The following is a 24,749-nucleotide window of genomic DNA, read 5'->3' on the forward strand; positions in this document are numbered from 1 at the left end:
CTGTTGCTCCCCAGCCCACGGTTCATGCCTGCCTGCCGCGCCTCCAAGGCGGCTGGCAGGCTTGGGTGCAAGCTGCCATGCTGGCAGTTGTCATCTCGTTGTCATATAAGCGGGTTGTAATCGTCATCGACTTGTCATTCTGGCGCGTGCGCCGACTGCTGCATGGGATCTAGCGATGAGCTCCAAGACCGTACTGATTGTCGACGATGAATCCTCGATTCGCGAGATGATCGCCGTTGCCCTCGAAATGGCGGATTACCGCGTGCTGGAGGCAGACAATGCCCAGGACGCCCACGCCATCGTCGTCGATGAAAAGCCCGATCTGCTGTTGCTGGACTGGATGATGCCGGGCACCAGTGGCCTGGAGCTCGCGCGGCGTCTCAAGCGTGACGAGACCACCTCGGAGCTGCCGATCATCCTGTTGACCGCCAAGGGCGAGGAAGACAACAAGATTCAAGGCCTGGAAGCCGGTGCCGACGACTACATCACCAAGCCCTTCTCGCCGCGCGAGCTGGTCGCCCGTCTCAAGGCCGTGCTGCGTCGCACCACTCCCAAGGGGGTCGAGGAGGCGGTGGAAGTCGAAGGCCTGATGCTCGACCCGGCCAGCCACCGCGTCACCGCCCACGGCAACTCGCTGGATGTCGGCCCGACCGAATATCGCCTGCTGCAGTTCTTCATGACGCATCAGGAGCGCGCCTACACGCGCAGCCAGCTGCTCGATCAGGTATGGGGCGGCAACGTCTATGTCGAGGAGCGCACCGTGGACGTGCACATCCGTCGCCTGCGCAAGGCGCTGGGCACAGGCCATCAGCATCTGATCCAGACCGTCCGCGGCACCGGTTACCGCTTCAGCGCTCAGGCCTGAGGGATTCATGCGCTATTGGACCAACGAGCTATGGCGCCTCGGCTACCTTGCCGGTGGCTTCGGCCTGATCGGTGGCCTGCTGGGCCATCTGGGCTGGGGCCTGGCGCTGGGCCTTTCGCTGTATCTGTTCGTCCATCTCAAGCACTTGAAGAGCCTCTACACCTGGCTGATCACCAATCCCCATGAAGAGCCGCCGCCCGGCGATGGCGTCTGGGGAGACCTGCTCGATCGTCTCTACCGCTACCAGAAGGGCCAGCGACAGGCTCAGGAGCGACTGCGCAGCATCCTCAACCGTATCCAGGAATCCTCCGAGGCCATGCGCGACGGCCTGGTGATGCTGGACAACCACGGTGACATGGAATGGTGGAACAGCGCTGCCGAGCAGCTGGTCGGTCTCAAGGCCAGCCACGACCGCGGCCAGCACATCACCAACTATCTGCGTGACCCCGTCTTCATCGACTACTTCAACCGGCTGGCCTACCGCGAGCCGCTGACACTCCAGTCGCCGCTGTCTGACAACCTGACGCTGCAGATCTCCATCACCCTGTTCGGTGACAACGAGCGTCTGGTCATGCTGCGTGACGTCACCCGCCTCTATCGCCTGGAAGAGATGCGCCGCGACTTCGTGGCCAATGTCTCCCATGAGCTGCGCACGCCGCTGACGGTACTGGCCGGCTATCTCGAGACCTACTCCGATTACGCCGATGACCTGCCACCGCGCTGGCAGCGTGGACTGGGCCAGATGCAGAGCCAGACCGACCGCATGCAGCATCTGGTCGAGGACCTGCTGACCCTGTCACGCCTGGAAACCGACGAGCTGTCCGACAATGGTCGCTGCATCGACATGAGCGCCCTGCTCGGCCATATCCGCGACGACGCCGAAGGCCTGTCCCAGGGGCGCCACACCTTCTCCATCGAGGCCGATGCCAGCCTGTCACTGCGCGGTGAGGAGCAGGAACTGCGCAGCGCGATCTCGAATCTGGTCTTCAATGCGGTGCGCTACACCCCCGAAGACTGCCATATCACCCTGCGCTGGAAGGCGGATGACCAGGGCCTGCTGGTCGAGGTGGAAGATGATGGGGATGGCATCGACCCGGTGCACCTGCCGCGCCTGACCGAGCGCTTCTACCGCATCGACAAGGGCCGCAGCACCGCCACGGGAGGCACCGGCCTCGGGCTTGCCATCGTCAAGCATGTGCTGATTCGCCATCAGGGCCATCTGGAGATCGACAGCCACCCCGGCGAGGGTGCGCGCTTCCGCTGTCACTTCCCCGACGAGCGCGCCTGTCAGGCGAGCGCTCCCCAGGCCAGCAGTGCGCTAGCCCAGTGATGGGCTGAATCAGTGATGATCTGACCCGGACGCCAGCCCAACGCAGAACGCCCCGCAGCCACCTCGACAGGAGGCGACTGCGGGGCGTTTCGTTTGGTCAATCAGACGACGCTGCGGCTATTTCAGCGACGTGCCAACCTAGCGACGAGTCAGTTCAGCGACGAATCAGTTCAGCGACAAGCCAGCTCTGCGACAGGCTGTCTCAACGACGCGGCGCCGGCAACTGACGGTAGTGGCTCTGCCACATCAATACCGCCCCGGCGACGGCGCCCGGGATGAACAGCAGATTGGCCAGCGGCACCAGCGTCATGACGAACACCGCGGCGCCGAAGGTCAGTGAGGGCCACCAGCGCGCCTTGAGGCGCTGCTTCATGTCACCGAAGCTGACCTGATGGTTGTCCATCGGGTAGTCGAGGTACTGGATCGACATGCTCCAGGCCGAGAACAGTCCCCACAACAGCGGTGAGAGCAGGTTCAGGCCCGGAATGAAGCCGATGATGAACAGCGCGATCATGCGTGGGATGAAGTAGCCCAGCTTGGCCATTTCACGCCCCAGCGAGTCGACGCCGATCTTCATCAGGCCACGGTCATCGTCGATCAGGGTGCCATCCAGACGATGCTCGACCTTCTCGGCCAGAATGCCGTAGAAGGGCGCGGCGATCAGATTGGTCACCAGGCTGAAGGTGAAGAACACCACCAGCAACAGACTCACTACCAGCACCGGCCAGATCAACCAGCTGAGCCAGTCCAGCCACGTCGGTACCTTGAGCATCCAGTAATCGATCCAGCCACCGAACTGGTTGAACAACACCCACAGCGTGATGCTGTAGAGCACCAGGTTGATCGCCAGCGGTACGAATACGAAGCGGCGCAGCCCGGGGGTATAGACCATGCGGGTCCCGCGGACCAGCGCCGATACGGCATCAATCATGCGACGTCCTCGTCATCTCAAAAGAACCGGCCAGCCAGCGGGCTGGCCGGAGCCACACCCTAGCACTCCCGCCTGCGCGGCGCAGCTGTCGGCCGCCTGACACCGCTCGCGCTCCCACGACGCAATCGCCCCGCGACCTGCCGGTGGGCAGGTGCGGGGCGAAAGAGGCGACACAGGGGCAGGGAAGCGCGTCAGCTCACTTCTTGTCCAGGTCCTGCGGCTTCAGGTCATGGGTATCGGTGTGACGCACGTCCACGCCCTTGACCAGGAAGATGACGTACTCGGCCAGGTTGTCGGCGTGGTCACCGATACGCTCCAGCGCACGCAGAATCCACATCACGTTGAGCACCGGCGTGATCTGGCGCGCGTCTTCCATCATGAAGGTCATCAGCGAGCGCATCGCGCTCTGATATTCCAGATCCACCGAGGCGTCTTCACGCAGTACCTTGAGGGCAAGGTCGGTATCGAAGCGCGCGAAGGCCGTCAGGGAGTCACGCACCATGCTGCGCACGTGCTGGCTGAGATGACGCACCTCGACCATGCCGCGCGGGCTCTGGCCGTTCTCGACCAGCGAGATGGCGTTGCGTGCGATCTTGCTCGATTCATCACCGATACGCTCGAGATCGGAGGTGGCGCGGATGACGGCCAGCACCAGGCGCAGGTCGGAGGCCGCCGGCTGACGGCGGGCCAGCACCCGGGTGCACTCGTCATCGATCTTGAGCTGCATGTCGTTGACAGCCTTGTCGTTGTCGCGCACCCGCGTGGCGGTTTCACTGTCGCCTTCCAGCAATGCCGTGACGGCATCCTGCAGCTGCTTCTCTACCAGTCCGCCCATGGCCAGCAGGTGTGTCTTCAGTGCATCCAGCTCGTGATTGAACTGCTCTGAGATATGCTTGCCGTGCGAATCGCTGGTGATATCCATTTCCCTCTCCCGGAAAGTCGCCCACCGAGTCAGGGGGCGTGACATGAATGACGTGACAAGTATGGCCCACTACTGACTGACACAGCGGGCTCCCCCTCAGCATGCCGACACTTGATTGCAGTTATGTTTCACCCATGGCGCAAAGGCGCTATCTGGCCGCCATCGTCAGCAATATCAGGGCGAAAAGGCTACTTGGCTACACGCTCGCGCCTGAGAGCGCTAACCGAAACGCCCCGTGATGTAGTCTTCCGTCTGGCGGCGCCGCGGGTTGGTGAACAGCTGATCCGTCGGGGCGAATTCCACCAGGCGGCCCTCATGCAGGAAGGCGGTATCATCCGACACCCGCGCGGCCTGCTGCATGTTGTGCGTGACGATGATCAGTGTCAGGCGCGAGCGCAGCGAACGGATCAGCTCCTCGATCTTGAGCGTCGAGATGGGGTCCAGCGCCGAGGCCGGTTCATCCAGCAGCAGCACCTCCGGCTCGACCGCCAGCGTCCGCGCGATCACCAGCCGCTGTTGCTGGCCACCCGAGAGCCCCAGCGCGCTGTCGTGCAGACGGTCCTTCACCTCTTCCCACAGCGCCGCGGAGCGCAGGCAGGATTCGACCTTGTCATCGAGGTGGCGCTTGTCATTCTCGCCGACCAGCCGCAGCCCGAAGGCCACGTTCTCGTAGACCGACATCGGAAAGGGATTGGGCGTCTGGAAGACCATGCCGATCCGGCGGCGCAGCATCGGCACGTCCACGCCGCGCGCATGAATGTCCTCGCCCTCGAGCAGCACCTTGCCGGAAAGACGTGACTGTTCGTCGAGATCGGTCATGCGATTGAAGGTACGCAACAGACTCGACTTGCCGCAGCCGGAAGGGCCGATGAAGGCCGTCACGCGCTTGCGCGCGATCTGCAGACTGACATCCTCCAGGGCGCGGCGTGTCTGGTTCTCCTTGCCGACACGTGCCTGATAATCGAGGCTCAGGTGGCGGGTTTCCAGGCAGATGTCCTCTGCCGGCCGCGCAGGCGTCTCCTGAAGAAACAACTGAGGCTTGGGCTGTTCAGAGTCACGCCTCATTCGGTGGCTCCCTTGTAACGTTGTGCCAGCATGTGACGCAGGCGAATGGCACTCAGATTGAGGCATAGAATCACGACCACCAGCACCAGCGCGGTCGCGTAGACCAGCGGCCGACTGCTGAAGGCGTCGCTGCTCTGGAAGGCCAGATCATAGACCTGATGCCCCAGATGCATGAATTTGCGGTCCAGATGCAGCCACGGGAAGCTGTCATCCAGCGGCAGGTCCGGGGCCAGCTTGACCACTCCGACCAGCATCAGCGGCGCGACTTCACCCGCCGCACGCGCCACGGCCAGAATCAGCCCCGTCATCAGCGCCGGCGAGGCCGCCGGAATCACCACGCGCTTGAGCGTTTCCAGGCGTGTCGCCCCCAGCGCCAGCGCGCCTTCGCGCAGACGACGCGGCACGCGCGCCAGCCCCTCTTCCGTGGCGACGATCACCACCGGCAAGGTCAGCAGGGCCAGCGTCAGCGAGGCCCACAGAATGCCACCGGTCCCGAAGGTCGGCGTCGGCAGCCGCTCGGAGTAGAACAGCTCGTCAATTCCGGCGCCCAGCCCATAGACGAAGAAACCGAGACCGAATACGCCATAGACGATGGAGGGCACCCCGGCCAGGTTGCGCAGCGCGATGCGCGTCAGGCGCGTCAGGCGCCCCTGATGAGCCACCTCGTGCAGATAGAGCGCCGCCATCACGCCGAAGGGCATCACCATGATCGACATCAGTACCACCATCAGCACTGTGCCGAAGATGGCGGGCCAGACGCCACCGAAGCCCTCGGTAGGCGCGCCGGCCACGAAGTCACGGAAGCGCTTGAACGTCATCATCAGCCGGCCGCTGAAGCCCATCGCATTGGGCCGCCAGGCATTGCGGATATCATCGAGCGCGATGCGGCCTTCGTAGCCGCCATTGCCGCCCAGCAGCAACTGACCGCCCGCCAGGGCGTCACGCAGGGCACTCAGCTGACCTTCACGCTCGATGAAGGCGCTGCGCACCTCTTCCAACTCCTCCAACTCCTCCTGCATCTCCTGCTCGAGCTCAGCATCCTCATGAGTCTGTGCCGCGTCACCGCCAGCAGTGGCGCTGCGCCGGGATGCCAGAGACTGCTGCAGCGCCTGATAGCGACTGCTCAAGGCTTCACTGTCCAGACGTAGCGCCTGCAGCTGGCGGCGCTCGCTCTCGATCATCTTCAGGCGGGCAAACAGTGGCTCGGCGTCTTCGGACAAGGGCCGGGCAGGCCCGTCGCCGACATCGGGCGTGTGGTCCATCTCCCCCGTCATCGGGTCACTCAGCGCCCGTGGCATGCCGTAGAGAGTGCGCCCGTCGCGCATTTCCAGCATCACCGCCTGGCTGGGGAAGGTCATCCTGTCGAGCAGCGTCTCCGGCAGCCACTGCCAGCTGGCCGCGGCCCCGTCACGCGAGGATGTCTGCAGCAACCACCATTGCTGGCGAGCGTCATCCCCCTCGCCCGAGGTAACACGGCGCATCTCCTCGTGCATCAGTTCGCCGAGCAGATGGCGATTGTCGGCCGCCGGCTCACCGCGCGTGGTGGTCAGGGCCGTAGGACTCTGGCCCGGCTGTGCCGTCAGCTCCACCTCGACCAGCCGTGAGGGCCAGAAGTGACTGAAGGAGCCCACCACCAGCAGGCTGAGCAGGCCCAGCACCAGTACCAGCGAGACACTGACCGCCATGGCATTCAGCCAGCCCCACGGGCCGCCGTCGCGCCAGTAGCGCTGCAGGCGTCCGACCAGTGGCTCGCGCGGGCGCAGCAGTGAGGAGCTGGCGCGATTGGTGTCAGGGTGACTCATCCCCAGCTCCCCTGATTGGGTGGCGTGAAGCGCTGTCGCAGCACTTCCGCCAGCGTATTGACCACGAAGGTGAAGACGAACAATGCCAGGGCAGCGAGGAACAGCAAGCGGTAGTGGCTGCTGCCGACCTCGGCCTCCGGCAGCTCGATGGCCAGGGTCGCGGCCAGTGAACGCAGGCCCTCGAACAGGCTGGCATCCACCAGCGGCGTATTGCCGGCCACCATCAGCACGATCATCGTCTCACCGACAGCGCGCCCCATGCCGATCATCATCGCCGAGAACAGTCCGACGGCGGCGGCAGGCAGGATGACGCGGCGCAGACTCTGCCATGGCGTCGCGCCAAGCGCCGCGGAGCCAGCGGCCAGACCGCGCGGCACCGAGGAAAGAGCATCCTCGCTGAGCGTGAACAGGGTCGGCATCACCGCCAGCCCCAGCGCCATGCCGGTCACCAGGGTGTTGCGCTGGGCGTAATCGATGCCGTAGTGGCTGAACAGCCACTGACGGAGGTCGCCGTCGAACCACCACTGCTCGACCTGGCCGGCGATGGTCACATCCAGCCACAGCAGCACGAACAGCAGCGGCAACAGCCCGAAGGCCGCCATGTTTTCCGGCAGCAGATTGCGCCATACGCGCGGCGACAGGGTCCACAGGAAGCCGGCCACCATGGTGCCCAGCGGAATCAGGACCAGCCCCAGCAACACCGCCATCAGCTCACGCTCGACGAAGGGTGCGACCACCAGCGCGGCGATGAAGCCGATCACCACGGTCGGCAGCGCCTCCATCATCTCCAGCAGCGGCTTGATGCGGGAACGCTGCCGCGGCGCCATGAAGCAGGCGACATGGATGGCACAGCCGAGCCCCAACGGCACGGCAAACAGCAGCCCGACCAGCGCCGCCTTGAGCGTGCCCCACATGATGGGCACCAGCGACAGACGGGGTTCATGGGTACCGGTGCTCTCCAGCTGCCAGATCCACTCCGGCGCTGCGCGTCCCTCATACCAGACCTTGCCGAAGATGGCGTCGAGCCCGACGGCCTGATGCGGATCGTGTATCGCAAGCCCCGCATAGGCCTTGCCGAGCGCTCCCAGCGGCGCATCCTGAGCGAGCTGGCCGGGCAGCCTCGCCTCCCGGGCCGCCGATGCCAGCAAGCGGCGGTCATCATCGTCAAATTCCAGCGCCACGCCAGCCGCGACCCGGGCGGCATCCAGCCAGTCCAGTACCTGACGGCGACGCTCGCTGGTGGCCAGATAGAGGCCAAGGCGGCCGTTGGCATCCAGCGCGGCAAAGCCGAGGCTGTGATGGGCGGCAGCCATCGTCACCACCGGCGCCGACAGGCCACTGTCAAAGACGCCAGCCTTGACCAGCGGCTGCGCGTGCGCCGGCAACAGGTAATGGCTCAGGCCACCTCCGGCGTCCCCGACGATCAGGCTTCTGCCGCCACGCAGGACGCTGATCGCGGTGATCGCCGGCGATGACGCGGAGGCAGAAGAGCTCATAGCGTGATGTGCCAGCTTGCGCGCCAGCGGCTTGGTCCCGGTGGAGGCCTCGCTCAGCTGCCACTGGGTGAAGCCATCGCGGTCAGCGGTGACCAGCAGACGCCCCTGCTGCGAAGACAGCCTGGCCGTGCCCGGCAACCACTGCTGCTGCCACTCGGAATGGGGAGTCTGGCTTGCTGCATCGTCATCCAGCGCGTCGGCGGAGGCGTGTGGAGATGACAAGGCCAGACGCGCCAGCCACAGGCCATCGCCCTCCTCGAACGGAATGCGCAGCCACAGCTGGTCACGGCTGAGCACCAGGCTTGCCTGGCGGCGCTCAAGCCCTGCGGGAACCTCGATGGCACTGCCGCGCAGGCGCACGCCAGTGGCGGACTGCTGAACCACCTGCAGGCGATCATCCGCGAGCCAGACGCCCGCCAGTGGCGAGGTGCGCGAATCCGCCGTCGAATCGTCACTGGCCAGCACGGGAGGCAGCCCGTCACGCGCGGCAAGCGGCATGTCAGGCAAGGCGCTCAGCCAGTCAGGATCGGACAGCCAGTCAGGATCGGTCTGCGCGGCAGGCATCTGCTGGTCGCTCACTTGCTGTTCGAGCGCCTGCTGAGGAAGCGACGTGACGCTGGCGGGCTTGAGCAGCGGCCACGACACGCTGACCAGATAGGCCAGCATCACGACGACGATGACCATCACGCCCAGCCCGGCCGCTGTCAGCCACAGACTGGCAAGACGGTCATGCCGCAGACGACGACGCTGCATTCGGGAGGCATCAACTGCCGACATGAAATATCACCACGAAAGGATTTGCGCCCTGGAGTGTCGACTCCGCAGACGCATGAAGCGGGTATGGCACCGAGATTATGTCCAAGTGATGACAGAGAGATGACAAAGGCGAATCAAAGGGCATCCACATCCTCCAGCCCCAATTGCTGACGCCAGTGCAGCAGCTGCTTTTCCGGCAGTGGCACATAGCCACCGCGCAGGATGGCCTGCTGGCCCTGGCGCGACATGATCAATGACAGGAAGGCCTGCTCCAGCGCCGGGAGCGGCTCGTCAGGCACGCGATTGACGTAGATGTACAGCGCGCGGGTCAGCGGATAACGGCCATCGCGAATGCTGGCCCGGCTCGGGAAGACGGCGTGGCCACCCGCCTCACGGCTGACGGACAGCTGCTTCACCAGCGGCGAAGAGGTGCTGAAGCTGGCATAGCCGATGCCATTGGGCGAGGAGCCCACCGCACCGATGATGGAGGCCGAGCCCGGCTGTTCACTGACATCGAGGCGGAAGTCACCATCGCACAGCGCGATACGGCGGAAGGCGCCGTAGGTGCCCGAGGTGGCACTGCGTCCGAAGCGCGTGATCTGGCGGTCATTCCACTCATCACTCAGCCCGAGCTGGCCCCAGCGATTGGCTGCCTGGCCACCACAGTTGTGCGTGGCGGAGAAGATGGCATCCAGCTGCGCGATGCTGATCTCCTCCAGCGGATTGCTGCGATGCACGATGATGCCCATCGCATCCAGCGCCACGGGCACGCCCAGCGGCGGATAGCCGAATTCACGCGTGAAGTCCTGACGCTCCTGATCGCTCATCGGACGCGACATCAGGCCGATGCGGGTGGTGCCGGCGATCAATGCCGGCGGTGCCGTCGAGGAGCCCGCGGCCTGCAGCTGCACGCGCACCCCCGGATGATAGCGGCGCAGCTGGGCAGCCCAGCGTGTCACCAGCACCGACAGGGTATCGGAGCCCACCGCCGTCAGGTTGCCCACCACCCCGGACACCGGGCGATATTCGGGCACCTTGTCGGCCAGTGCCGGAGCCGAGAGCGTCGAGAGCCCCAGCAGGCAGGCAAGCGACATCAGCCGCAGCGACGGCAGCCCTGAGCGCAGGCAGGGCACGCATGAGGAGGGCGCATATGAGGAGGACACGGATGACCCGCGACGCGACGCGAACACGGCGCGAAAGCCTGAACGGACAAGCGACCCGACGGAAACTGACATGGCGACTTCCCACCAGAGAATGAACAAGATGACGATGCGACACGGAGCTGGCCACGGCTTGCCACGCCTGTGGCGACGGGCAGGCGACGGTGGATCAGGGCGGCCTGTGCAGCATGGCGAAAGACAGCGAGTATCCGTCATTGCTGCGTTGAGGAACGATACTCCATGCTGCAGCGCAAAAAATCTCCTGACAGCCCCTTGTCAGTGAGGACAGTGCTTTGTCCGCCGGAGTAGGATACAGGAGATGATGAAGCCGCTGCGGCTCATCCGCCATGGCCTGCGTCGCACTGATGCTATCGATGGCACCCGGTGACTTTCTTCGGCGATTGCCGAAGTCCCCTGTATAAGGCCCCCTGTGCAAGGCAGCGCCCTGCGCCAAAAGACGCACCTTTTTCAGATGGAAGGGTGCAGAAATGAAATGACCATTTTATAACAACAAGATAGCGAGTCATGACATGCAAGCTCTGGATGATATCCCGACGCCGAACGGCACACTGACGCTCAAATTGATCGCCCAGCGCCAGGACACCAATCTCTATGGCGACATCAGCGGCGGCTGGCTGATGCACCGCATGGACGAGGCCTGTGAGCTGGCCGCCGGGCGCGTCGCCCACGGTCGCACTGCCACCGTGGCCGTCGAAGGCCTCGATTTCCTGTCGCCGGTGCGTATCGGCTCGGTGGTCAATATCTTCACTCAGGTGGCCGAGGTCGGGCGCAGTTCGATCAGGCTCGCCGTCGAGGTCTGGATCCGCCCGCCGCAGGAGCGCAATCAACACGCGCTGACCAAGGTGACCGAAGCCTGCTACGTGATGGTGGCGCTCGATGACAATGGCCGCATCCGTGCCGTACCGGAGCAGGCCAGCACCGCCATCATCGAGGAGCAGGACTGATCCTGAGCAGGACTGAGCCTGGCGCCTCGCCTCTCTTCCTGTCAGTCACACGCCAAGAAAAAGCCGCCCTCAGGGGCGGCTTTTTCGTCAACAATCAGTCACGCACTCAGACACGCACTCAGACACGCACTCAGACACGCACTCAGACAGTCCGGCAGACAGTCCGGCAGGCAGTCCGAAAGAGACTCACTCAGGCTTCGCCCAGCACCCGACCACGCGCATCCAGATAGGCTTGCTCACCGATACGCGACCAGGGGGCGACCTGCTGCTGGAAGGCGCGGTAGGACTCATAGACGCGCCTGGCGTCCTCGTCCTTGGCAATGAACTCGTCCAGCACCTCATTGGAGGCATCGAACAGCGCCGCATAGACGTCCTGAGGGAATTCACGCAGCTCAACACCGTGCTCCTCGACCAGCGAGGTCAGCGCAGTGGCGTTGCGCAGCGCGAATTCATCCACCATGGCGTGATTGGCGATTCTGGCCGCCTGGATCACCACCTGCTGCAGGTCTTCCGGCAGTGCCTGCCAGGCCTCGAGATTGACGGTGCCTTCGAGGATGGCGGAAGGCTCGTTCCAGGCCGGCGAGTAGTAATACTTGGCCACCTGATGCAGGCCGAAGGCCAGATCATTGTAGGGGCCGACCCAGTCGGTGGCATCGATCACGCCGGTTTCCATCGCGGTGAAGATCTCGCTGCCCGGCAGATTGACCGCGCTTGCGCCGATGCGATTCATCACTTCGCCCGCCAGCCCCGGCAGGCGGATCTTCAGGCCCTTCATGTCCTCGAGACTGTTCACTTCCTTGTTGAACCAGCCGGCCATCTGGGTGCCGGTGTTGCCCACCGCCAGCGGCTTGAGGTTGTGGCGCGAGTAGATCTCGTCCCACAGCTTCATGCCATCGCCGTGATACAGCCAGGCGTTGGTCTCGGTGGTGTTCATGCCGAAGGGCACGGCGGTGAAGAACTGGGCCGCGGGCACCTTGCCCTTCCAGTAGTAGGAGGCCGAGTGGCCCATCTGGGCGGTACCGGAGGACACGGCATCGAAGACTTCCAGCGCCGGTACCATCTCGCCGGCACCATAGACCTTGACCTGCAGGCGACCACCGGAGAGCTGGCCGATCAGGCTGGCGAATTCATTGGCACCGGTGCCCAGTGCCGGGAAGTTCTTCGGCCAGGAGGTGACCATCTTCCAGTGGATGGTCTCGCCCTCGGCGGCATTGGCGGTGGACACGAAAGGCGCGGCGGCGAGACCGGCAGCACCGGCCCCCAGAGCAGAGAGAAAACGGCGGCGTTGCATGGGACTTTCCTTGTTCGAGTTGTGGGCAATGCATGACGCGGCATCAAGACAGCAGATTGTCTGCCACTATGCCGCGTCCCATGGATGGCCCACAACTGCACCAAGGCCGTAATGGCGCACGAATACCGCGCCCGCTGCTCCGCTCTACACCTCTTGCCAGCGCCTGCTGTCAGCGCCTGCTGTCAGCGCCTCATGGCTGCGTCTGCCATCAATGCAGGATCAGCTCAGCACTTCCAGCTTGGCAAAGCCCAGCACCAGCCACTTGTCGCCTTCGCCCTCGAAGCTGATCTGCACGCGCGCGCGCTCGCCCTGGCCTTCGGCATTGATGACCACGCCTTCCCCGAACAGCGGATGCCGCACCAGGCTGCCGAGCGAGAGTGCCGGCATGTCGCCATTGGCCTCGACACTCTCCTGGCGCGGGCCGGAAGGACGACGATTCGGCGTGGCGCGCTGGGTCGAGACCGGACGCGAGACCTGGCCACGCAGACGCACCTCTTCCATCAGCTCTTCCGGCAATTCACGCAGGAAGCGCGACGGCCGCTGGAAGGTCTCCTTGCCGTGCATGCGACGCAGCTCGGCGTAGGTCAGGTAGAGGCGCTGCATGGCACGGGTGACACCGACGTAGCACAGGCGACGCTCTTCCTCGAGACGCCCCGGCTCTTCCAGCGACATCTTGTGCGGGAACAGCCCCTCCTCGACCCCGGCGACGAATACCACCGGGAATTCGAGCCCCTTGGCGGAGTGCAGCGTCATCATCTGCACGCATTCCTCGCCTTCGGCGGCTTCGTGATCGCCGGCATCCAGCGCGGCTTCGGCGAGGAAGGGTTCCAGCGCCTCGGCCCCTTCGCTGGGGGCTTCCGGGTCCATGCGCTCGCCCTGACTGAAGGCGCGGCAGGCGTTGACCAGCTCCGAGAGGTTCTCGAGGCGCGCCTGGCCCTTCTCGCCCTTCTCGGCGGCGTGATGCTCACGCAGGCCGGAGACGTGGATGACGTGCTCGACCAGCTCATGCAGCGCCATGCCGGCGGTGTCGTTGTCGAGGCCATCGATGATGTCGGCGAAGGCACGCACGGCGGTGGCGGCGCGTCCCTTGAGGGCGCCATCGGAGACCGCATCGCTCATCGCCTGCCACATGGTCAGGTTGCCGTAGCGTGCGCGCTCGCGCAGCTGCTCGACGGTGCGCATGCCAATGCCACGCGCCGGCACGTTGATCACGCGCTCCAGGGCGGCATCGTCCTCGCGGTTGTTCATCAGACGCAGGTAGGCGAGCGCGTTCTTGATCTCGAGACGCTCGTAGAAGCGCTGGCCGCCATAGATGCGATACGGCATGCCCTGGCGGATCAGCGTCTCTTCCAGCACGCGTGACTGGGCGTTGGAGCGATACAGGATCGCGATCTCGTCGCGGCTGTAGCCATGCTCATTGACCAGCTCACGGATGGTGTCGGCGATGTAGCGCGACTCGTCGATATCATTGAAGCCGGCGTAGACACGAATGCGCTCGCCGCGACCGCTGTCGGTCCACAGCTCCTTGCCCATGCGCCCGCCGTTGTGGCTGATCAGGGCGTTGGCGGCCTCCAGAATGGCGCTGGAGGAGCGGTAGTTCTGCTCCAGACGCACCACGCGGGTGTTGGCGAACTCCTCGGTGAAGCGCTGGATGTTCTCGACCCGCGCGCCACGCCAGCCGTAGATGGACTGGTCATCATCGCCGACCACGGTCATGCACTCGCGATCACCGGCCAACAGCTTCAGCCAGGCGTACTGCAGGGTGTTGGTATCCTGGAACTCGTCGACCAGCAGGTGGGCGAAGCGCTCGCGGTAATGCGCCAGCAGATGCGGCGTATCGCGCAGCAGCTCCAGCGAGCGCAGCAGCAGCTCACCGAAATCGACCAGGCCGCCGCGTTCACAGGCGAGCTGATAGAGCTCATACATCTCGACCATCTTGCCCATGTAGGCATCGCCATGGGTCTGCACCTGATGGGCGCGCAGACCTTCCTCCTTGCAGCCGGCGATGAAGTACTGGACCTGCTTGGGCGGCCAGCGCTCGTCATCGACGTTGTGCTCCTTGAGCAGCCGCTTGACCATGCGCAGCTGGTCATCGCTGTCGATGATCTGGAAGTGCTCGGGCAGGCGCGCCTCCTGCCAGTGGGTGCGCAGCAGACGGTGACTGATGGAGTGGAAGGTGCCGACCCACATGTGGCGCAGGCTGCTGCCATTGAGCGCCTCGAGACGCGTGCGCATCTCCCGCGAGGCCTTGTTGGTGAAGGTCACCGACAGGATGGCGTAGGGCGAGAACTGGTATTGGTCCATCAACCAGGCGATGCGGTGAACCAGCACGCGGGTCTTGCCGGAACCGGCCCCCGCCAGTACCAGCATGTTGCCCGGCGGCGCGGACACGGCCTCACGCTGATGCGTGTTGAGGTGATCGAGGAGGGGCGATTCGGACATGCAGGGCTCACCACAGGGCAGAGGAGTCGAGGAGCGGAGCAGCGTGAGATTCGCTGCCCCTGTTCAGGCATCCACCTTATCACAGCGGCCTGCCCTGCTCTTCCCCGCGCCGGCCTTCCTTGCACATACGTGCCTTGCACTTGCCTTCAAGACAGATGATGCCCGGGTAGTGCTCAGTGGGTATCGAAGTCGTGGTCGTCGATGCGCAGGGTGGCGAGGCTCTTCTTGACCGCCTCCAGCTGCTCCTTGAGCTTGGGTCCACGCGCCTTGGCGACACCGACCGCCAGCGTATCGACGATCACCAGGTGCGCGATACGCGAGCTCATCGGGGTGTAGATCTCGGTGTCTTCGTGCACATCGATATGCAGCGGCAGCGTGACTTCATCCGCCAGTGGCGAGCCACTCGGACACAGCCCGATGACGGTCGCGCCGGCGTCCCGCGCCAGACGCACGCTGGCGATCAGCGCCTTGGTGCGGCCGGTCTGGGAGATGGCCACCACCACGTCGCGCGGCCCCAGCGTCACCGCTGACATGTTCTGCATGTGCGGGTCGGTGTAGGCGGCGGTGGAAATCTGCAGGCGGAAGAACTTGTGCTGGGCATCGTGAGCCACGGCACCCGAGGCACCATAGCCGTAGAACTCGACCCGACTGGCGGAGGCCAGCGAGTGGATGGCGCGCGCGACGGCTTCGGCGTCCAGGCGGTCACGCACCGACAGCAGGGTGCCGATGGTGGAATCGAACAGCGAGTGCGAGAACTCGGCCACGCTGTCGGAGTCATTCATGGAGAACTGGGCGAACTGGGTGCCGGTGGCGAGGCGTTGCGCCAGCTGCAGCTTGAAATCCTGGAAGCCGGCAAAGCCCATTGCCCGGCAGAAACGCACGACCGTCGGCTCACTGACCGATGACTCGCTGGCCAGATCGACGATCCGCATGTGAATCACTTCCTCCGGATGGCGAAGGACATAGCGTGCGACCTTTTGTTCAGAGCGGCGGAAATTCTCCATCCGGCTCCTCAGGTCGTCGAAGATGGCATGGCTCACGGCACACTCCTTGCAGACTTCATGGGCATGCCTGAGCTTACGTCATCCCCCCAGGGGTGTCGCCTGCACAGGCAGGCGATAGTCACAATTTTGTCAAGTGAGCTATAGTAAAACGGTGTGGCGCCAGTGAAAGCCCACATCCTTTGGATGCCATGGAGGTCGAATCATGCGTAATTCAGAGCAGGTAGATACGCTCAAGAAAGAGCTTCTCGATATTTTCATGACTCTCGGTGCCGACGAACATCAGGCCCGCAAGAAACAAAGCGCAGTCCGCCATCTCCGCGCCCGTCGTGGAATAGAATTGCACAACGAAATCAAGCGCCTAAGCGAGGATTTAAGCGACATCGAAGTGCTGGAAATGGATACTGAAAGCGATATCGACACCCACTGATTCCAGGCGGGGAGGCGATACGCTCCCCGCCGATCAGTGATGTTTTCACGCTCTGATCCGCCAGGGTTCGGGCTCCATGCGACACCCTCCACCATCTCTTTCGAGCATGGTCGTACCCCCCTCTCCCGCAATTTCAGCATCACCACCCCTGACTGAAGTGCCTTCTGCGCTGTCATGCCCGGTGTCCTGCTCATCAATCCCGAAATATTCGTTTTTTCTCACCTCATTTTCCGCCCCACCGCTCTTCTTTTGTTTGTCACATTTCTCCTCTATCGCGTGCCGCCATCATCCTTGATGCACCATTTCAGTGCATATCCGCCGCCATGCGCCTCTCAATACCTGAAACCAGGCTCACGCCTGATGGCGACTTTCCCTCTCGGAAAGGATGAATCTTCTACGTCAAACGAATGACAGACGACGGCCACGCAGCGCAGCGCTACCCAGCCATGACACCTGCCAGGCAAGCACGCGACCGGGTTGAGATTCTCCAGGCTCAGAAACAGGAAAGGCCCGCCGGATGGCGGGCCTTTCGCATTGCCTGCCATGACAGGCCTGAGGCATGTCATGGCAAGTGTTTCACGAGATCTCTCTAGACCTCTCGAGACCTACAGGCTGGACGCGAACACCACGACCACACCGATCGGGGCGATATAGCGCGCCACGAAGCTCCACAGCGAGAAGGCCGAGTCGCTCATGTTGAGCTGGCTGCGAACTTCGTCACGGCCCATGAACCAGCCGACGAAGACGATGGTCGCCAGACCGGTCAGCGGCAGCATCAGCTTGCTGGTCGCGTAGTCGAGCAGGTCGAAGATGGTCATGCCTTCGAACTTGGCGAACATGCCCAGCGGCGCCACGTCACTCCACAGGTTGAAGGACAGGATGGTGGCGATGCCCAGCAGCCAGGTGGCGATACCCGCGACCCAGGCCGAGCCGACGCGCGACATCGGCGTCTTCTCTTCCAGCCATTCGACGATGGGCTCCAGCAGCGAGATGCCCGAGGTCCAGGCCGCGAATACCAGCAGCACGAAGAACACCACGCCGAAGACTTCACCGCCCGGCATGTGACCGAAGGCCAGCGGCAGGGTCTGGAAGATCAGGCCCGGGCCCGCGGCGGCGTCAAGGCCGTTGGAGAACACCACCGGGAAGATGGCCAGGCCGGCCAGCAGGGCGATGACGGTATCCAGCACCACCACGACCAGCGCGGTACGCCCGATATTGACGTCATCGGACAGGTAGGAGCCGTAGGCCATCATGATGCCCATGCCCAGTGACAGGGTGAAGAAGGCATGTCCCATGGCCGCCAGCACACCATCCTTGTCGAGCTTGGAGAAGTCCGGCGTCAGCAGCCAGGCGGCCGCATCAGCGAAGCCATCGGTGGTGGCGGCGTAGCCGACCAGCACGATCAACATCACCGCCAGCAGCGGCATCAGGATCTTGGCGGCGCGCTCCAGGCCACCGGCGACTCCGCCGGCCACGACCAGGATCACCATCAGCATGAAGGCACTGTGCCAGGCCAGCAGTGTGGTCGGGTCCCCCAGCAGACCGCCGAACAGGCTACCGGCCGTGTCAGAGGTCAGGGTTTCGAAACTGCCACTGGCCGCGTCGGCGATGAAGGCCAGCGCCCAACCGCCGATGACGCTGTAGAAGGACAGGATCAGGTAGGCGCCGAGCACGCCGGCCACCCCGATCAAGACCCAGGCGGGACTGCGTTTGAGCCGGGCACTGATGTGGCTCATGGTCGAGATGGGGTTCTTCTGCCCCAGGCGACCCAGCAGCCATTCCGACATCAGGATCGGCAGACCGATCAGCAGGATGCAGATCAGATAGACGAGGACGAAGGCACCGCCGCCGCTCTCACCTGTCATGTAGGGGAATTTCCAGATATTGCCCAGACCGACGGATGAACCGACGGCAGCCAGGGTAAAGGCCAGGCGAGAAGACCACTGTGCGTGGGAATGCGGTTTGGATGACATGTGAATCCCTGATTCGTCGCGAGGGTGCCAGTCGCTGGTAGCGACTTCGGGCACCTTGTTGTGCTTGTTGCATCATGCTGCCAATGCGGACGGATCATCCGTGGCCAACACGATGGCGTCGCAGGATCACTGCTGTGGTGCTCCCGGCATTCACGCCGACCGGGTAGGTCGTGGGGAATGACAGGCAAGTGCCGATAGGCACGCCGGAACGGGCAGACTGCCCATCTCCGGTAAATATCGCCGCGGTAACGGCAACATGTGGCTAAAGCTACTCGATTGAGGGGCCATCTGCCAGCAAGCCACCATCAGACCATGGCCTCACAGGAGAAACCTCACGGCCAGGTGGAGCGTCAGAACAGGCTGCCCTGCCCCTCGCCCGGGAAGGCCCCGATCAAGGGGCGCTCCAGTTTCGCCAGCACCTGGTTGGCCAGCAGGCGTGCCAGCGCGGGTGCCGCCTTGTTGTCCGGTGTATGCACGAAGAGGAACGGGCTTTTCCCCTGACTTATCCACAAGAAAAGTCGCTCTACCCAGGGAGCGAACAGTGCCCGGTTGGTAGCTTCATCGTAATGACCGATGAAGCGCACCACGGGATGTTGTCCGCTGGAGAACACATGCAATGGGCGGTGAGGCTTTTCCGAGCGCGCCACCGCAAGGCCCGGATGCGCGGTGGTAGGGCCACTGAAGAGTGGACGCACATCCAGCATCACGCGATCGACTGCGTGAGTTATCAACAAGCGATTCAACTGTCGTTCCGCCTCGCCCTTGGCGAAGAATACCGGGTCACGGGGCTCCACCGACCAGGCAAACCCTGCTCCCTTCACCGACTGCAGGAATTGCTCGAGGTGTGGCAGGACTTCCGCCCCGAGGTCACGCGGCAGCTGAATCATGATCGGACCGAGGCGGTCCTTTATCGGTGCCAGGCAATCGAGAAATTCCGCCAGCTCGTGCTCGATGCCCTGCAGGCGCAATTCATGAGTCAGTCGGCCCGGCAACTTGAAGCAGAAGCGAAAATGGGCCGGCGCCTGACGTGCCCAGCTGGCGATGGCAGCAGGCGTGGGTTGGGCATAGAAACTGGTATTGCCCTCGACGCTATCGAAGACCCGGGCGTAATCCGCCAGATGTTCCCGCGGGCCGCTGCCCGGCAGCAGGCTGCCGCGCCAGTCGTCATTGGCCCACATCGCGAGCCCGAGATGAAGATGCCCCGCCGAGCGGGAGGCATCCGACGGTGCGGAGGCTGCATGAAAATGGTGCATGAAGAGGCCAGAACTAGAGGAATATAAGGGTCAAAGAGCCAACGAGCCGAAGAATATCGTCCGCCAGAGCGACGTAAGCACAATAAAAACTGTCATCACGGCGTGCTATGGTCCGCATCCTGCATGACACGTCAGCAGGCGGTCCACCCACCGCCCTGACTCCGCTTCCTGCCAGCCACAAGCCGCGCCGGAAGACACTCTTGTTGACTGCCCATACCCCGGAGCCTGTCATGACTGCTTTCCAACGACTCATTCTGCGCGCCAGCGGCAGCCGCTCTCGCGCGGCAAATGCCATCACCCTGCGCAGCCTGATCACGCTCATCGAGGGCTGCCTGCTGGTGGCGCTCGGCGTACGCCTGTTGCAGGCCGGTGGCCTGCTGGTCAGTGGCACTGCCGGCATGTCGTTGCTGGGTGCCGACCTGACAGCACTGAGCTTCGGCAGCCTGTTCTTCCTGATCAACCTGCCCTTCTACGGCCTGGCCTGGAAACAGCTGGGGCTGAATTTCACCCTGCGCACGCTGGGCTGCGTCAGCCTGCTCTCCGTGCTGTCCGATGTACTGGCGGTCAGCTTGCCGCTGGGTGCCGTCAGCCTGCCGGTCGCGGCGATTGCCGCAGGCCTGTTGATCGGCCTGGGCATCACGCTGCTGTTTCGCGAGAACGCCTCGCTGGGCGGCCTGAACATTCTGGCGCTGCATCTGGAGCGACGCTTCGGCATCCATGCCGGTCGCACCACCTTCGCCTTCGACCTGCTGCTGATCGCGATCGCCGCGCTGGTCTACCCCTGGCCACAGGTCATCTGCTCGGCGCTGGCATTCGCGACACTGTCCTTCGTGCTGGGCCGCTACCATCGCCGCACGCCTCAGACCGCACAGCCTGCCTTACCGGCGCATGACAAGCAGGTACAGACGGCTCACTAGCGGCGACCGCGTCCCCCGTTGGAGGAACCGCCACCCTTGTACGAGGCGCCCTTGCCAGCCGGGCTGTTTTTCCCCGAGCTCGTGTTGCCGTAACTCTTGCTGCCGCCGCCCTTGTTGGCAGCGGTCTTGCTGTTGGCAGAGCCCTTGTTGACAGAGCCCTTGCTGTTGGCCGCGCCACGCTCATTGCGGCCATCGCTGGCATTGCCACGCGTGCGCGGCTTGAGGCCGCTGGCAAGCTTGCCGGCGCCGCCCGCACTCTTGCTGGCATTCCTGCTGGAATTCCTGCCGTCGCTTCTGCCTTCCTGATTGCCACGCCCCGTGGTGCGCTCGTCAGAACGCTCGCGACGCCCTGCGCCCTCTTGCTTGGCTCCTGCCTGAGTAGTGCCTGAACGCTGGCCCGGATGGCGTTGATCAGCACCGCGCTGACGTGTCTCGCGTTTATCTGAACTGCGCTGACGTGTGTCGCGCTGGCCGGAGCCGCTCTTGCCGCCTTCCTGACGCCGAGTCCCGCTACGCCGCCCAGCATCCGTATCCTGGGCGGCGCGCTGATGGCGCGCGGCCGTCGCGTGCTGGGAAGGAGGCGGTGCCGCCGCCAGGCGCGAGGCTTCCTCAGTGCCGCTGGAGCCCTCGATCATCTGCTGGATATCCGCCATCTCGCGCTGGGTGAGATACCGCCATTCGCCGACTCCCAGCCCGTCCAGGCTGACATTCATGATGCGCACCCGCTTGAGCTTGAAGACCTCATAGCCCAGCGCCTCACACATGCGACGGATCTGACGGTTGAGGCCCTGGGTCAGGATGATGCGGAACACATAGGTCGAGATCTGCTCGATGCGACACGGCTGGGTGATGGTGTCCAGAATCGGCACGCCAACGGCCATGCGCTTGAGGAAGTCGCCGTTGATCGGCTTGTCGACCCGCACCACGTATTCCTTCTCGTGGGCATTGCCGGCACGCAGGATCTTGTTGACGATATCGCCGTCACTGGTCAGGAAGATCAGGCCATCGGAGGGCTTGTCGAGGCGACCGATCGGGAAGATCCGCTTGGGATGACCGATGTAATCGATGATGTTGCCGTCGACATGGCGCTCGGTGGTGCAGGTGATGCCCACCGGCTTGTTGAAGGCAAGGTAGACCGCTTCCTGTTTGGCTTTCAATGGCTTGCCATTGACCAGCACCTCATCGCCCGGCGCGACCTTGGTGCCCATTTCGGGCACGACACCATTGATGGTCACTCGCCCTTCGGCGATGTAGCGATCCGCCTCGCGTCGCGAGCAGAAGCCCGTTTCGCTGATGAACTTGTTGAGGCGGGTAAGCGATGCGTCGCGATCAGTCATGGCAGGTCACGTGCGTGCGCCGGGCGATGAACGCGCAGCGGACGGAAGGGGATAAGAAGGCAGGCGCACAGGATACCAAAAACGGCAGCCCTGAGGCTGCCGTTGGCACAATGAGACTGGGCTCATCTGCTGCTGCGCCAGATATGGCGCAGCCGTCTTGCATCGCAGATCACTCGACCGTGACACTCTTGGCCAGGTTGCGCGGCTGATCGACATCGGTGCCCTTGAGCACGGCGACGTGATAGGACAGCAGCTGCAGCGGCAGGGTGTAGAGAATCGGCGCCAGCACTTCGCTGACATGCGGCATGCGCAGCACGCGCACGCCTTCGCTCTCTTCAAGGCTGATGTTCTCGTCAGCGAACACGTAAAGCTCGCCGCCACGCGCGCGCACTTCCTGCAGGTTCGACTTGAGCTTCTCGAGCAGCTCGTCGTTCGGCGCCACCGCCACTACCGGCATGTCGGCATCGACCAGTGCCAGCGGGCCGTGTTTCAGCTCACCCGCCGGATAGGCCTCGGCGTGGATGTAGGAGATTTCCTTGAGCTTGAGCGCGCCTTCCAGTGCGATGGGGAACTGGGTGCCACGCCCGAGGAACAGCGCATTGTGCTTGTCGGCGAAGGCCTCGGAGAGGCGTTCGATCTCGCTGTCCATGGCCAGTGCCTTGGTGACCAGCGACGGCAGCTGACGCAGCTCGCGCACCACCTCGGCTTCACCGGCCTCATCACCGCCACGCACACGACGCAGCGACAGTGTCAGCAGCATCAGGCCGACCAGCTGGGTGGTGAAGGCCTTGGTGGAGGCGACGCCGATTTCCGGGCCGGCCATGGTCATCAGGCTGAGGTCTGATTCCCGCACCAGCGAGCTACCCGGGACGTTGCAGATCGCCAAACTGCCGAGGAAGCCACCCAGCGACTGGGCATAACGCAGCGCGGACAGCGTATCGGCGGTCTCGCCGGACTGGGACAGGGTGACGAACAGGGTGCCATCGGCGACCACCACCGGACGGTAGCGGAACTCGGAGGCGACCTCGACCGCCGCCGGAATGCCGGCCAGACGCTCGATCCAGTAACGCGCGACCATGCCGGCGTGGTAGCTGGTACCACAGGCGACGATCTGCACCTGCTTGACCTGGCGGAAGAGGTTTTCCGCCTCGCTGCCGAAGCTGCGCACCAGCACGTGATCACCATTCAGGCGGCCTTCCAGCGTGGCGGCCAGCACACGCGACTGCTCATGGATTTCCTTGAGCATGAAGTGACGATAATCGCCCTTGGAAGCGGCATCCTGCGCGTGCTCGAAGGTCTGCACCGGACGCTCGTTGGCCTCGGTGACCAGACGCTCGCCCTGTTCGAAGATCTCGATCTGCTCGGCGGTCATGCGCACCAGATCGCCTTCCTTCAGGTAGATGAAGCGATCGGTGACCTGCAGCAGCGCCAGCTGATCGGAGGCCAGGAAGTGCTCGTCGATCCCGACACCGATCACCAGCGGGCTGCCCTGACGCGCGCCGATCAGCACGTCCGGCTGGGCACGATGCACCACGCCCAGCGCGAAGGCGCCATCGAGCAGCGCCACGGCCTTCTGCACCGCGGTCAGAAGGTCCTGACTCAGGGTGTATTCCCGCGCCAGCAGGTGGGCGACGACCTCGGTGTCCGTCTCGGAGATGAAGACGTAGCCCTGGCCTTCCAGCTCGCGCTTGAGGGTCTCGTAATTCTCGATGATGCCGTTGTGGACCACGGCCAGGCTATCGCCGGACTGGTGCGGGTGGGCATTGGCTTCGCTCGGCGCGCCATGGGTGGCCCAACGGGTGTGCGCGATGCCGACACGGCCCTTGAGCGGAGCCTCCTCGAGGCGGCTCTGCAGCGCCCCGACCTTGCCCAGCGCACGCACGCGGTTCAGGCGGCCTTCTTCGGAGAGGACGGCCATGCCCGCGCTGTCGTAGCCACGGTATTCGAGGCGGTGCAGGCCCTCGAGCAGGATGTTCTGGACGTTACGACTGGCGACGGCGCCGACGATGCCACACATGAGCGATCTCCTTATGCAGTTGCTGGCTCGATGAGCGGGGCGATCAACACCTCGACGCCATGAGCACGAATCTGGTCACGCGCAGCATCAGGCAACGCGTCATCGGTTATCAGGGTACTGACGCTGGACCAGGCCAGCTCCAGGTTGGGAATGCGGCGGCCCAGCTTGTGGGATTCCGCCATCACCACCACTTCACGCGACACCTCGGCCATCACGCGCGACAGGCCGATCAGCTCGTTGAAGGTGGTGGTGCCACGTTCGAGATCGAGACCATCCGCGCCGAGAAACACCTGATCAAAGTCATAGCTGCGCAGCACCTGCTCCGCCACCTGGCCCTGGAAGGAATCGGAGTGCGGGTCCCAGGTGCCACCGGTCATCAGCAGCACCGGCTCGTTTTCCAGCTCGCGGATGGCATTGGCCACGCTCAGCGAGTTGGTCATCACGATCAGGTCATCCCGGCCCTTGAGCTCGGGAATCAACACCACCGTGGTGGTGCCACTGTCGATGATGATGCGCTGGTGCGCGCGGATACGGCTCGCGGCGAGCCGGGCGATGGCCTGCTTGGCGGCGCTGACCGGCTCGTCATGCACCAGCAGCTCACGCGGCATGGCCACGGCGCCGCCATAGCGTCTGAGCAGCAGGCCACTCTTCTCGAGGAAGGCCAGGTCCTTGCGGATGGTGACCTCCGAGGTGGCAAGCTCCCGCGCCAGTGCCTCGACACTGACCTCACCGTCACGCGCCAGCTGATCAAGGATCTGGTGACGCCGTTGTGGTGTCAGTCGCTTTGACATCGGGG

General features: G+C 64.0%; 19 protein-coding genes. 5 read left to right on the plus strand and 14 right to left on the minus strand.

Annotated elements, in window-relative coordinates:
• Positions 1-175 precede the first annotated feature (175 nt).
• Together phoB and phoR are read left to right on the plus strand one after the other, a co-directional pair.
• Positions 176-865: a phosphate regulon transcriptional regulator PhoB gene (gene phoB, locus QD356_RS13665; protein WP_043331741.1), complete on the plus strand. Its 690-nt coding sequence runs from the start codon at positions 176-178 to the stop codon at positions 863-865.
• Between the two features lie 7 nt (positions 866-872).
• The gene (phoR, locus tag QD356_RS13670) at positions 873-2,195 is read left to right on the plus strand and encodes a phosphate regulon sensor histidine kinase PhoR (RefSeq protein ID WP_043331740.1); all 1,323 of its coding nucleotides are present in this window, start codon (positions 873-875) and stop codon (positions 2,193-2,195) included.
• Between the two features lie 202 nt (positions 2,196-2,397).
• Here phoR and cysZ read toward each other — a convergent pair whose 3' ends face one another.
• From cysZ to QD356_RS13700, 6 genes are all read right to left on the minus strand, one after another.
• On the minus strand, positions 2,398-3,126 hold the full coding sequence (cysZ, locus tag QD356_RS13675; RefSeq protein ID WP_192839007.1) for a sulfate transporter CysZ: 729 nt from the start codon (positions 3,124-3,126) through the stop codon (positions 2,398-2,400).
• A 196-nt stretch (positions 3,127-3,322) separates the two neighbouring features.
• Positions 3,323-4,048, minus strand: coding sequence for a phosphate signaling complex protein PhoU (gene phoU / locus QD356_RS13680; protein ID WP_043331737.1), 726 nt, complete (start codon positions 4,046-4,048; stop codon positions 3,323-3,325).
• A gap of 219 nt (positions 4,049-4,267) precedes the next feature.
• Positions 4,268-5,113 (minus strand): phosphate ABC transporter ATP-binding protein PstB, encoded by an 846-nt coding sequence (gene pstB, locus QD356_RS13685; protein WP_084589238.1) that lies wholly within the window; start codon positions 5,111-5,113, stop codon positions 4,268-4,270.
• A complete protein-coding gene (gene pstA, locus QD356_RS13690) occupies positions 5,110-6,915 on the minus strand; it encodes a phosphate ABC transporter permease PstA (protein ID WP_192839008.1) in 1,806 nt (601 codons plus the stop codon). The genes pstB and pstA overlap by 4 nt, the downstream gene beginning before the upstream one ends.
• Positions 6,912-9,188, minus strand: a complete 2,277-nt coding sequence (locus QD356_RS13695; RefSeq protein ID WP_192839009.1) for an ABC transporter permease subunit — start codon at positions 9,186-9,188, stop codon at positions 6,912-6,914. The genes pstA and QD356_RS13695 overlap by 4 nt, the downstream gene beginning before the upstream one ends.
• 113 nt (positions 9,189-9,301) lie before the next feature.
• The gene (locus QD356_RS13700) at positions 9,302-10,402 is read right to left on the minus strand and encodes a phosphate ABC transporter substrate-binding protein (RefSeq protein ID WP_213115068.1); all 1,101 of its coding nucleotides are present in this window, start codon (positions 10,400-10,402) and stop codon (positions 9,302-9,304) included.
• A 455-nt stretch (positions 10,403-10,857) separates the two neighbouring features.
• Between QD356_RS13700 and QD356_RS13705 the strand changes: the two genes are divergently transcribed.
• Entirely contained in the window at positions 10,858-11,292 is a 435-nt protein-coding gene (locus tag QD356_RS13705) for an acyl-CoA thioesterase (RefSeq protein ID WP_054556356.1), read from the plus strand.
• Positions 11,293-11,482: 190 nt separating this feature from the next.
• On the opposite strand, the gene QD356_RS13710 is transcribed toward QD356_RS13705, so the two are convergent.
• The 3 genes from QD356_RS13710 to hexR all read right to left on the minus strand — a co-directional run bounded on the left by QD356_RS13710 (position 11,483) and on the right by hexR (position 16,065).
• Positions 11,483-12,583, minus strand: a complete 1,101-nt coding sequence (locus QD356_RS13710; RefSeq protein ID WP_043331733.1) for a TRAP transporter substrate-binding protein — start codon at positions 12,581-12,583, stop codon at positions 11,483-11,485.
• 219 nt (positions 12,584-12,802) lie between these two features.
• Positions 12,803-15,025 carry a DNA helicase II gene (gene uvrD, locus QD356_RS13715; protein WP_043331731.1) on the minus strand — a complete coding sequence of 741 codons (2,223 nt, stop codon included), beginning with the start codon at positions 15,023-15,025 and terminating at the stop codon, positions 12,803-12,805.
• A 173-nt stretch (positions 15,026-15,198) separates the two neighbouring features.
• The gene (hexR, locus tag QD356_RS13720; protein ID WP_043331730.1) at positions 15,199-16,065 is read right to left on the minus strand and encodes a transcriptional regulator HexR; all 867 of its coding nucleotides are present in this window, start codon (positions 16,063-16,065) and stop codon (positions 15,199-15,201) included.
• Between the two features lie 166 nt (positions 16,066-16,231).
• Here hexR and QD356_RS13725 point away from each other — a divergent pair, with 166 nt between their 5' ends.
• Positions 16,232-16,456, plus strand: a complete 225-nt coding sequence (locus QD356_RS13725; RefSeq protein ID WP_043331728.1) for a hypothetical protein — start codon at positions 16,232-16,234, stop codon at positions 16,454-16,456.
• A gap of 605 nt (positions 16,457-17,061) precedes the next feature.
• Here QD356_RS13725 and QD356_RS13730 read toward each other — a convergent pair.
• Positions 17,062-18,429, minus strand: coding sequence for a sodium-dependent transporter (locus QD356_RS13730; protein WP_043331727.1), 1,368 nt, complete (start codon positions 18,427-18,429; stop codon positions 17,062-17,064).
• 350 nt (positions 18,430-18,779) lie between these two features.
• The gene (locus tag QD356_RS13735; RefSeq protein WP_192839010.1) at positions 18,780-19,682 is read right to left on the minus strand and encodes a DUF72 domain-containing protein; all 903 of its coding nucleotides are present in this window, start codon (positions 19,680-19,682) and stop codon (positions 18,780-18,782) included.
• Positions 19,683-19,912: 230 nt separating this feature from the next.
• Between QD356_RS13735 and QD356_RS13740 the strand changes: the two genes are divergently transcribed.
• Positions 19,913-20,599 carry a YitT family protein gene (locus tag QD356_RS13740; RefSeq protein WP_192839011.1) on the plus strand — a complete coding sequence of 229 codons (687 nt, stop codon included), beginning with the start codon at positions 19,913-19,915 and terminating at the stop codon, positions 20,597-20,599.
• On the opposite strand, the gene rluF is transcribed toward QD356_RS13740, so the two are convergent.
• The 3 genes from rluF to QD356_RS13755 form a co-directional block, all read right to left on the minus strand.
• A complete protein-coding gene (gene rluF, locus QD356_RS13745; protein ID WP_192839012.1) occupies positions 20,596-21,936 on the minus strand; it encodes a 23S rRNA pseudouridine(2604) synthase RluF in 1,341 nt (446 codons plus the stop codon). The genes QD356_RS13740 and rluF overlap by 4 nt on opposite strands.
• A 169-nt stretch (positions 21,937-22,105) precedes the next feature.
• The gene (gene glmS / locus QD356_RS13750) at positions 22,106-23,953 is read right to left on the minus strand and encodes a glutamine--fructose-6-phosphate transaminase (isomerizing) (protein WP_192839013.1); all 1,848 of its coding nucleotides are present in this window, start codon (positions 23,951-23,953) and stop codon (positions 22,106-22,108) included.
• An 11-nt stretch (positions 23,954-23,964) separates the two neighbouring features.
• On the minus strand, positions 23,965-24,744 hold the full coding sequence (locus QD356_RS13755; protein WP_043331724.1) for a DeoR family transcriptional regulator: 780 nt from the start codon (positions 24,742-24,744) through the stop codon (positions 23,965-23,967).
• Between the last annotated feature and the right edge of the window lie 5 nt (positions 24,745-24,749).

It is taken from the genome of Cobetia sp. 2AS, from assembly GCF_029846355.1.
Classification (GTDB): Bacteria; Pseudomonadota; Gammaproteobacteria; order Pseudomonadales; family Halomonadaceae; genus Cobetia; species Cobetia amphilecti.

Coding starts and splice junctions, on each gene's coding strand:
- phoB (WP_043331741.1), top strand. CDS start 176: ATGAGCTCCAAGACCGTACTGATTGTCGACGATGAATCCTCGATTCGC.
- phoR (WP_043331740.1), top strand. CDS start 873: ATGCGCTATTGGACCAACGAGCTATGGCGCCTCGGCTACCTTGCCGGT.
- cysZ (WP_192839007.1), bottom strand. CDS start 3,126: ATGATTGATGCCGTATCGGCGCTGGTCCGCGGGACCCGCATGGTCTAT.
- phoU (WP_043331737.1), bottom strand. CDS start 4,048: ATGGATATCACCAGCGATTCGCACGGCAAGCATATCTCAGAGCAGTTC.
- pstB (WP_084589238.1), bottom strand. CDS start 5,113: ATGAGGCGTGACTCTGAACAGCCCAAGCCTCAGTTGTTTCTTCAGGAG.
- pstA (WP_192839008.1), bottom strand. CDS start 6,915: ATGAGTCACCCTGACACCAATCGCGCCAGCTCCTCACTGCTGCGCCCG.
- QD356_RS13695 (WP_192839009.1), bottom strand. CDS start 9,188: ATGTCGGCAGTTGATGCCTCCCGAATGCAGCGTCGTCGTCTGCGGCAT.
- QD356_RS13700 (WP_213115068.1), bottom strand. CDS start 10,402: ATGTCAGTTTCCGTCGGGTCGCTTGTCCGTTCAGGCTTTCGCGCCGTG.
- QD356_RS13705 (WP_054556356.1), top strand. CDS start 10,858: ATGCAAGCTCTGGATGATATCCCGACGCCGAACGGCACACTGACGCTC.
- QD356_RS13710 (WP_043331733.1), bottom strand. CDS start 12,583: ATGCAACGCCGCCGTTTTCTCTCTGCTCTGGGGGCCGGTGCTGCCGGT.
- uvrD (WP_043331731.1), bottom strand. CDS start 15,025: ATGTCCGAATCGCCCCTCCTCGATCACCTCAACACGCATCAGCGTGAG.
- QD356_RS13725 (WP_043331728.1), top strand. CDS start 16,232: ATGCGTAATTCAGAGCAGGTAGATACGCTCAAGAAAGAGCTTCTCGAT.
- QD356_RS13730 (WP_043331727.1), bottom strand. CDS start 18,429: ATGTCATCCAAACCGCATTCCCACGCACAGTGGTCTTCTCGCCTGGCC.
- QD356_RS13735 (WP_192839010.1), bottom strand. CDS start 19,682: ATGCACCATTTTCATGCAGCCTCCGCACCGTCGGATGCCTCCCGCTCG.
- QD356_RS13740 (WP_192839011.1), top strand. CDS start 19,913: ATGACTGCTTTCCAACGACTCATTCTGCGCGCCAGCGGCAGCCGCTCT.
- rluF (WP_192839012.1), bottom strand. CDS start 21,936: ATGACTGATCGCGACGCATCGCTTACCCGCCTCAACAAGTTCATCAGC.
- glmS (WP_192839013.1), bottom strand. CDS start 23,953: ATGTGTGGCATCGTCGGCGCCGTCGCCAGTCGTAACGTCCAGAACATC.
- QD356_RS13755 (WP_043331724.1), bottom strand. CDS start 24,744: ATGTCAAAGCGACTGACACCACAACGGCGTCACCAGATCCTTGATCAG.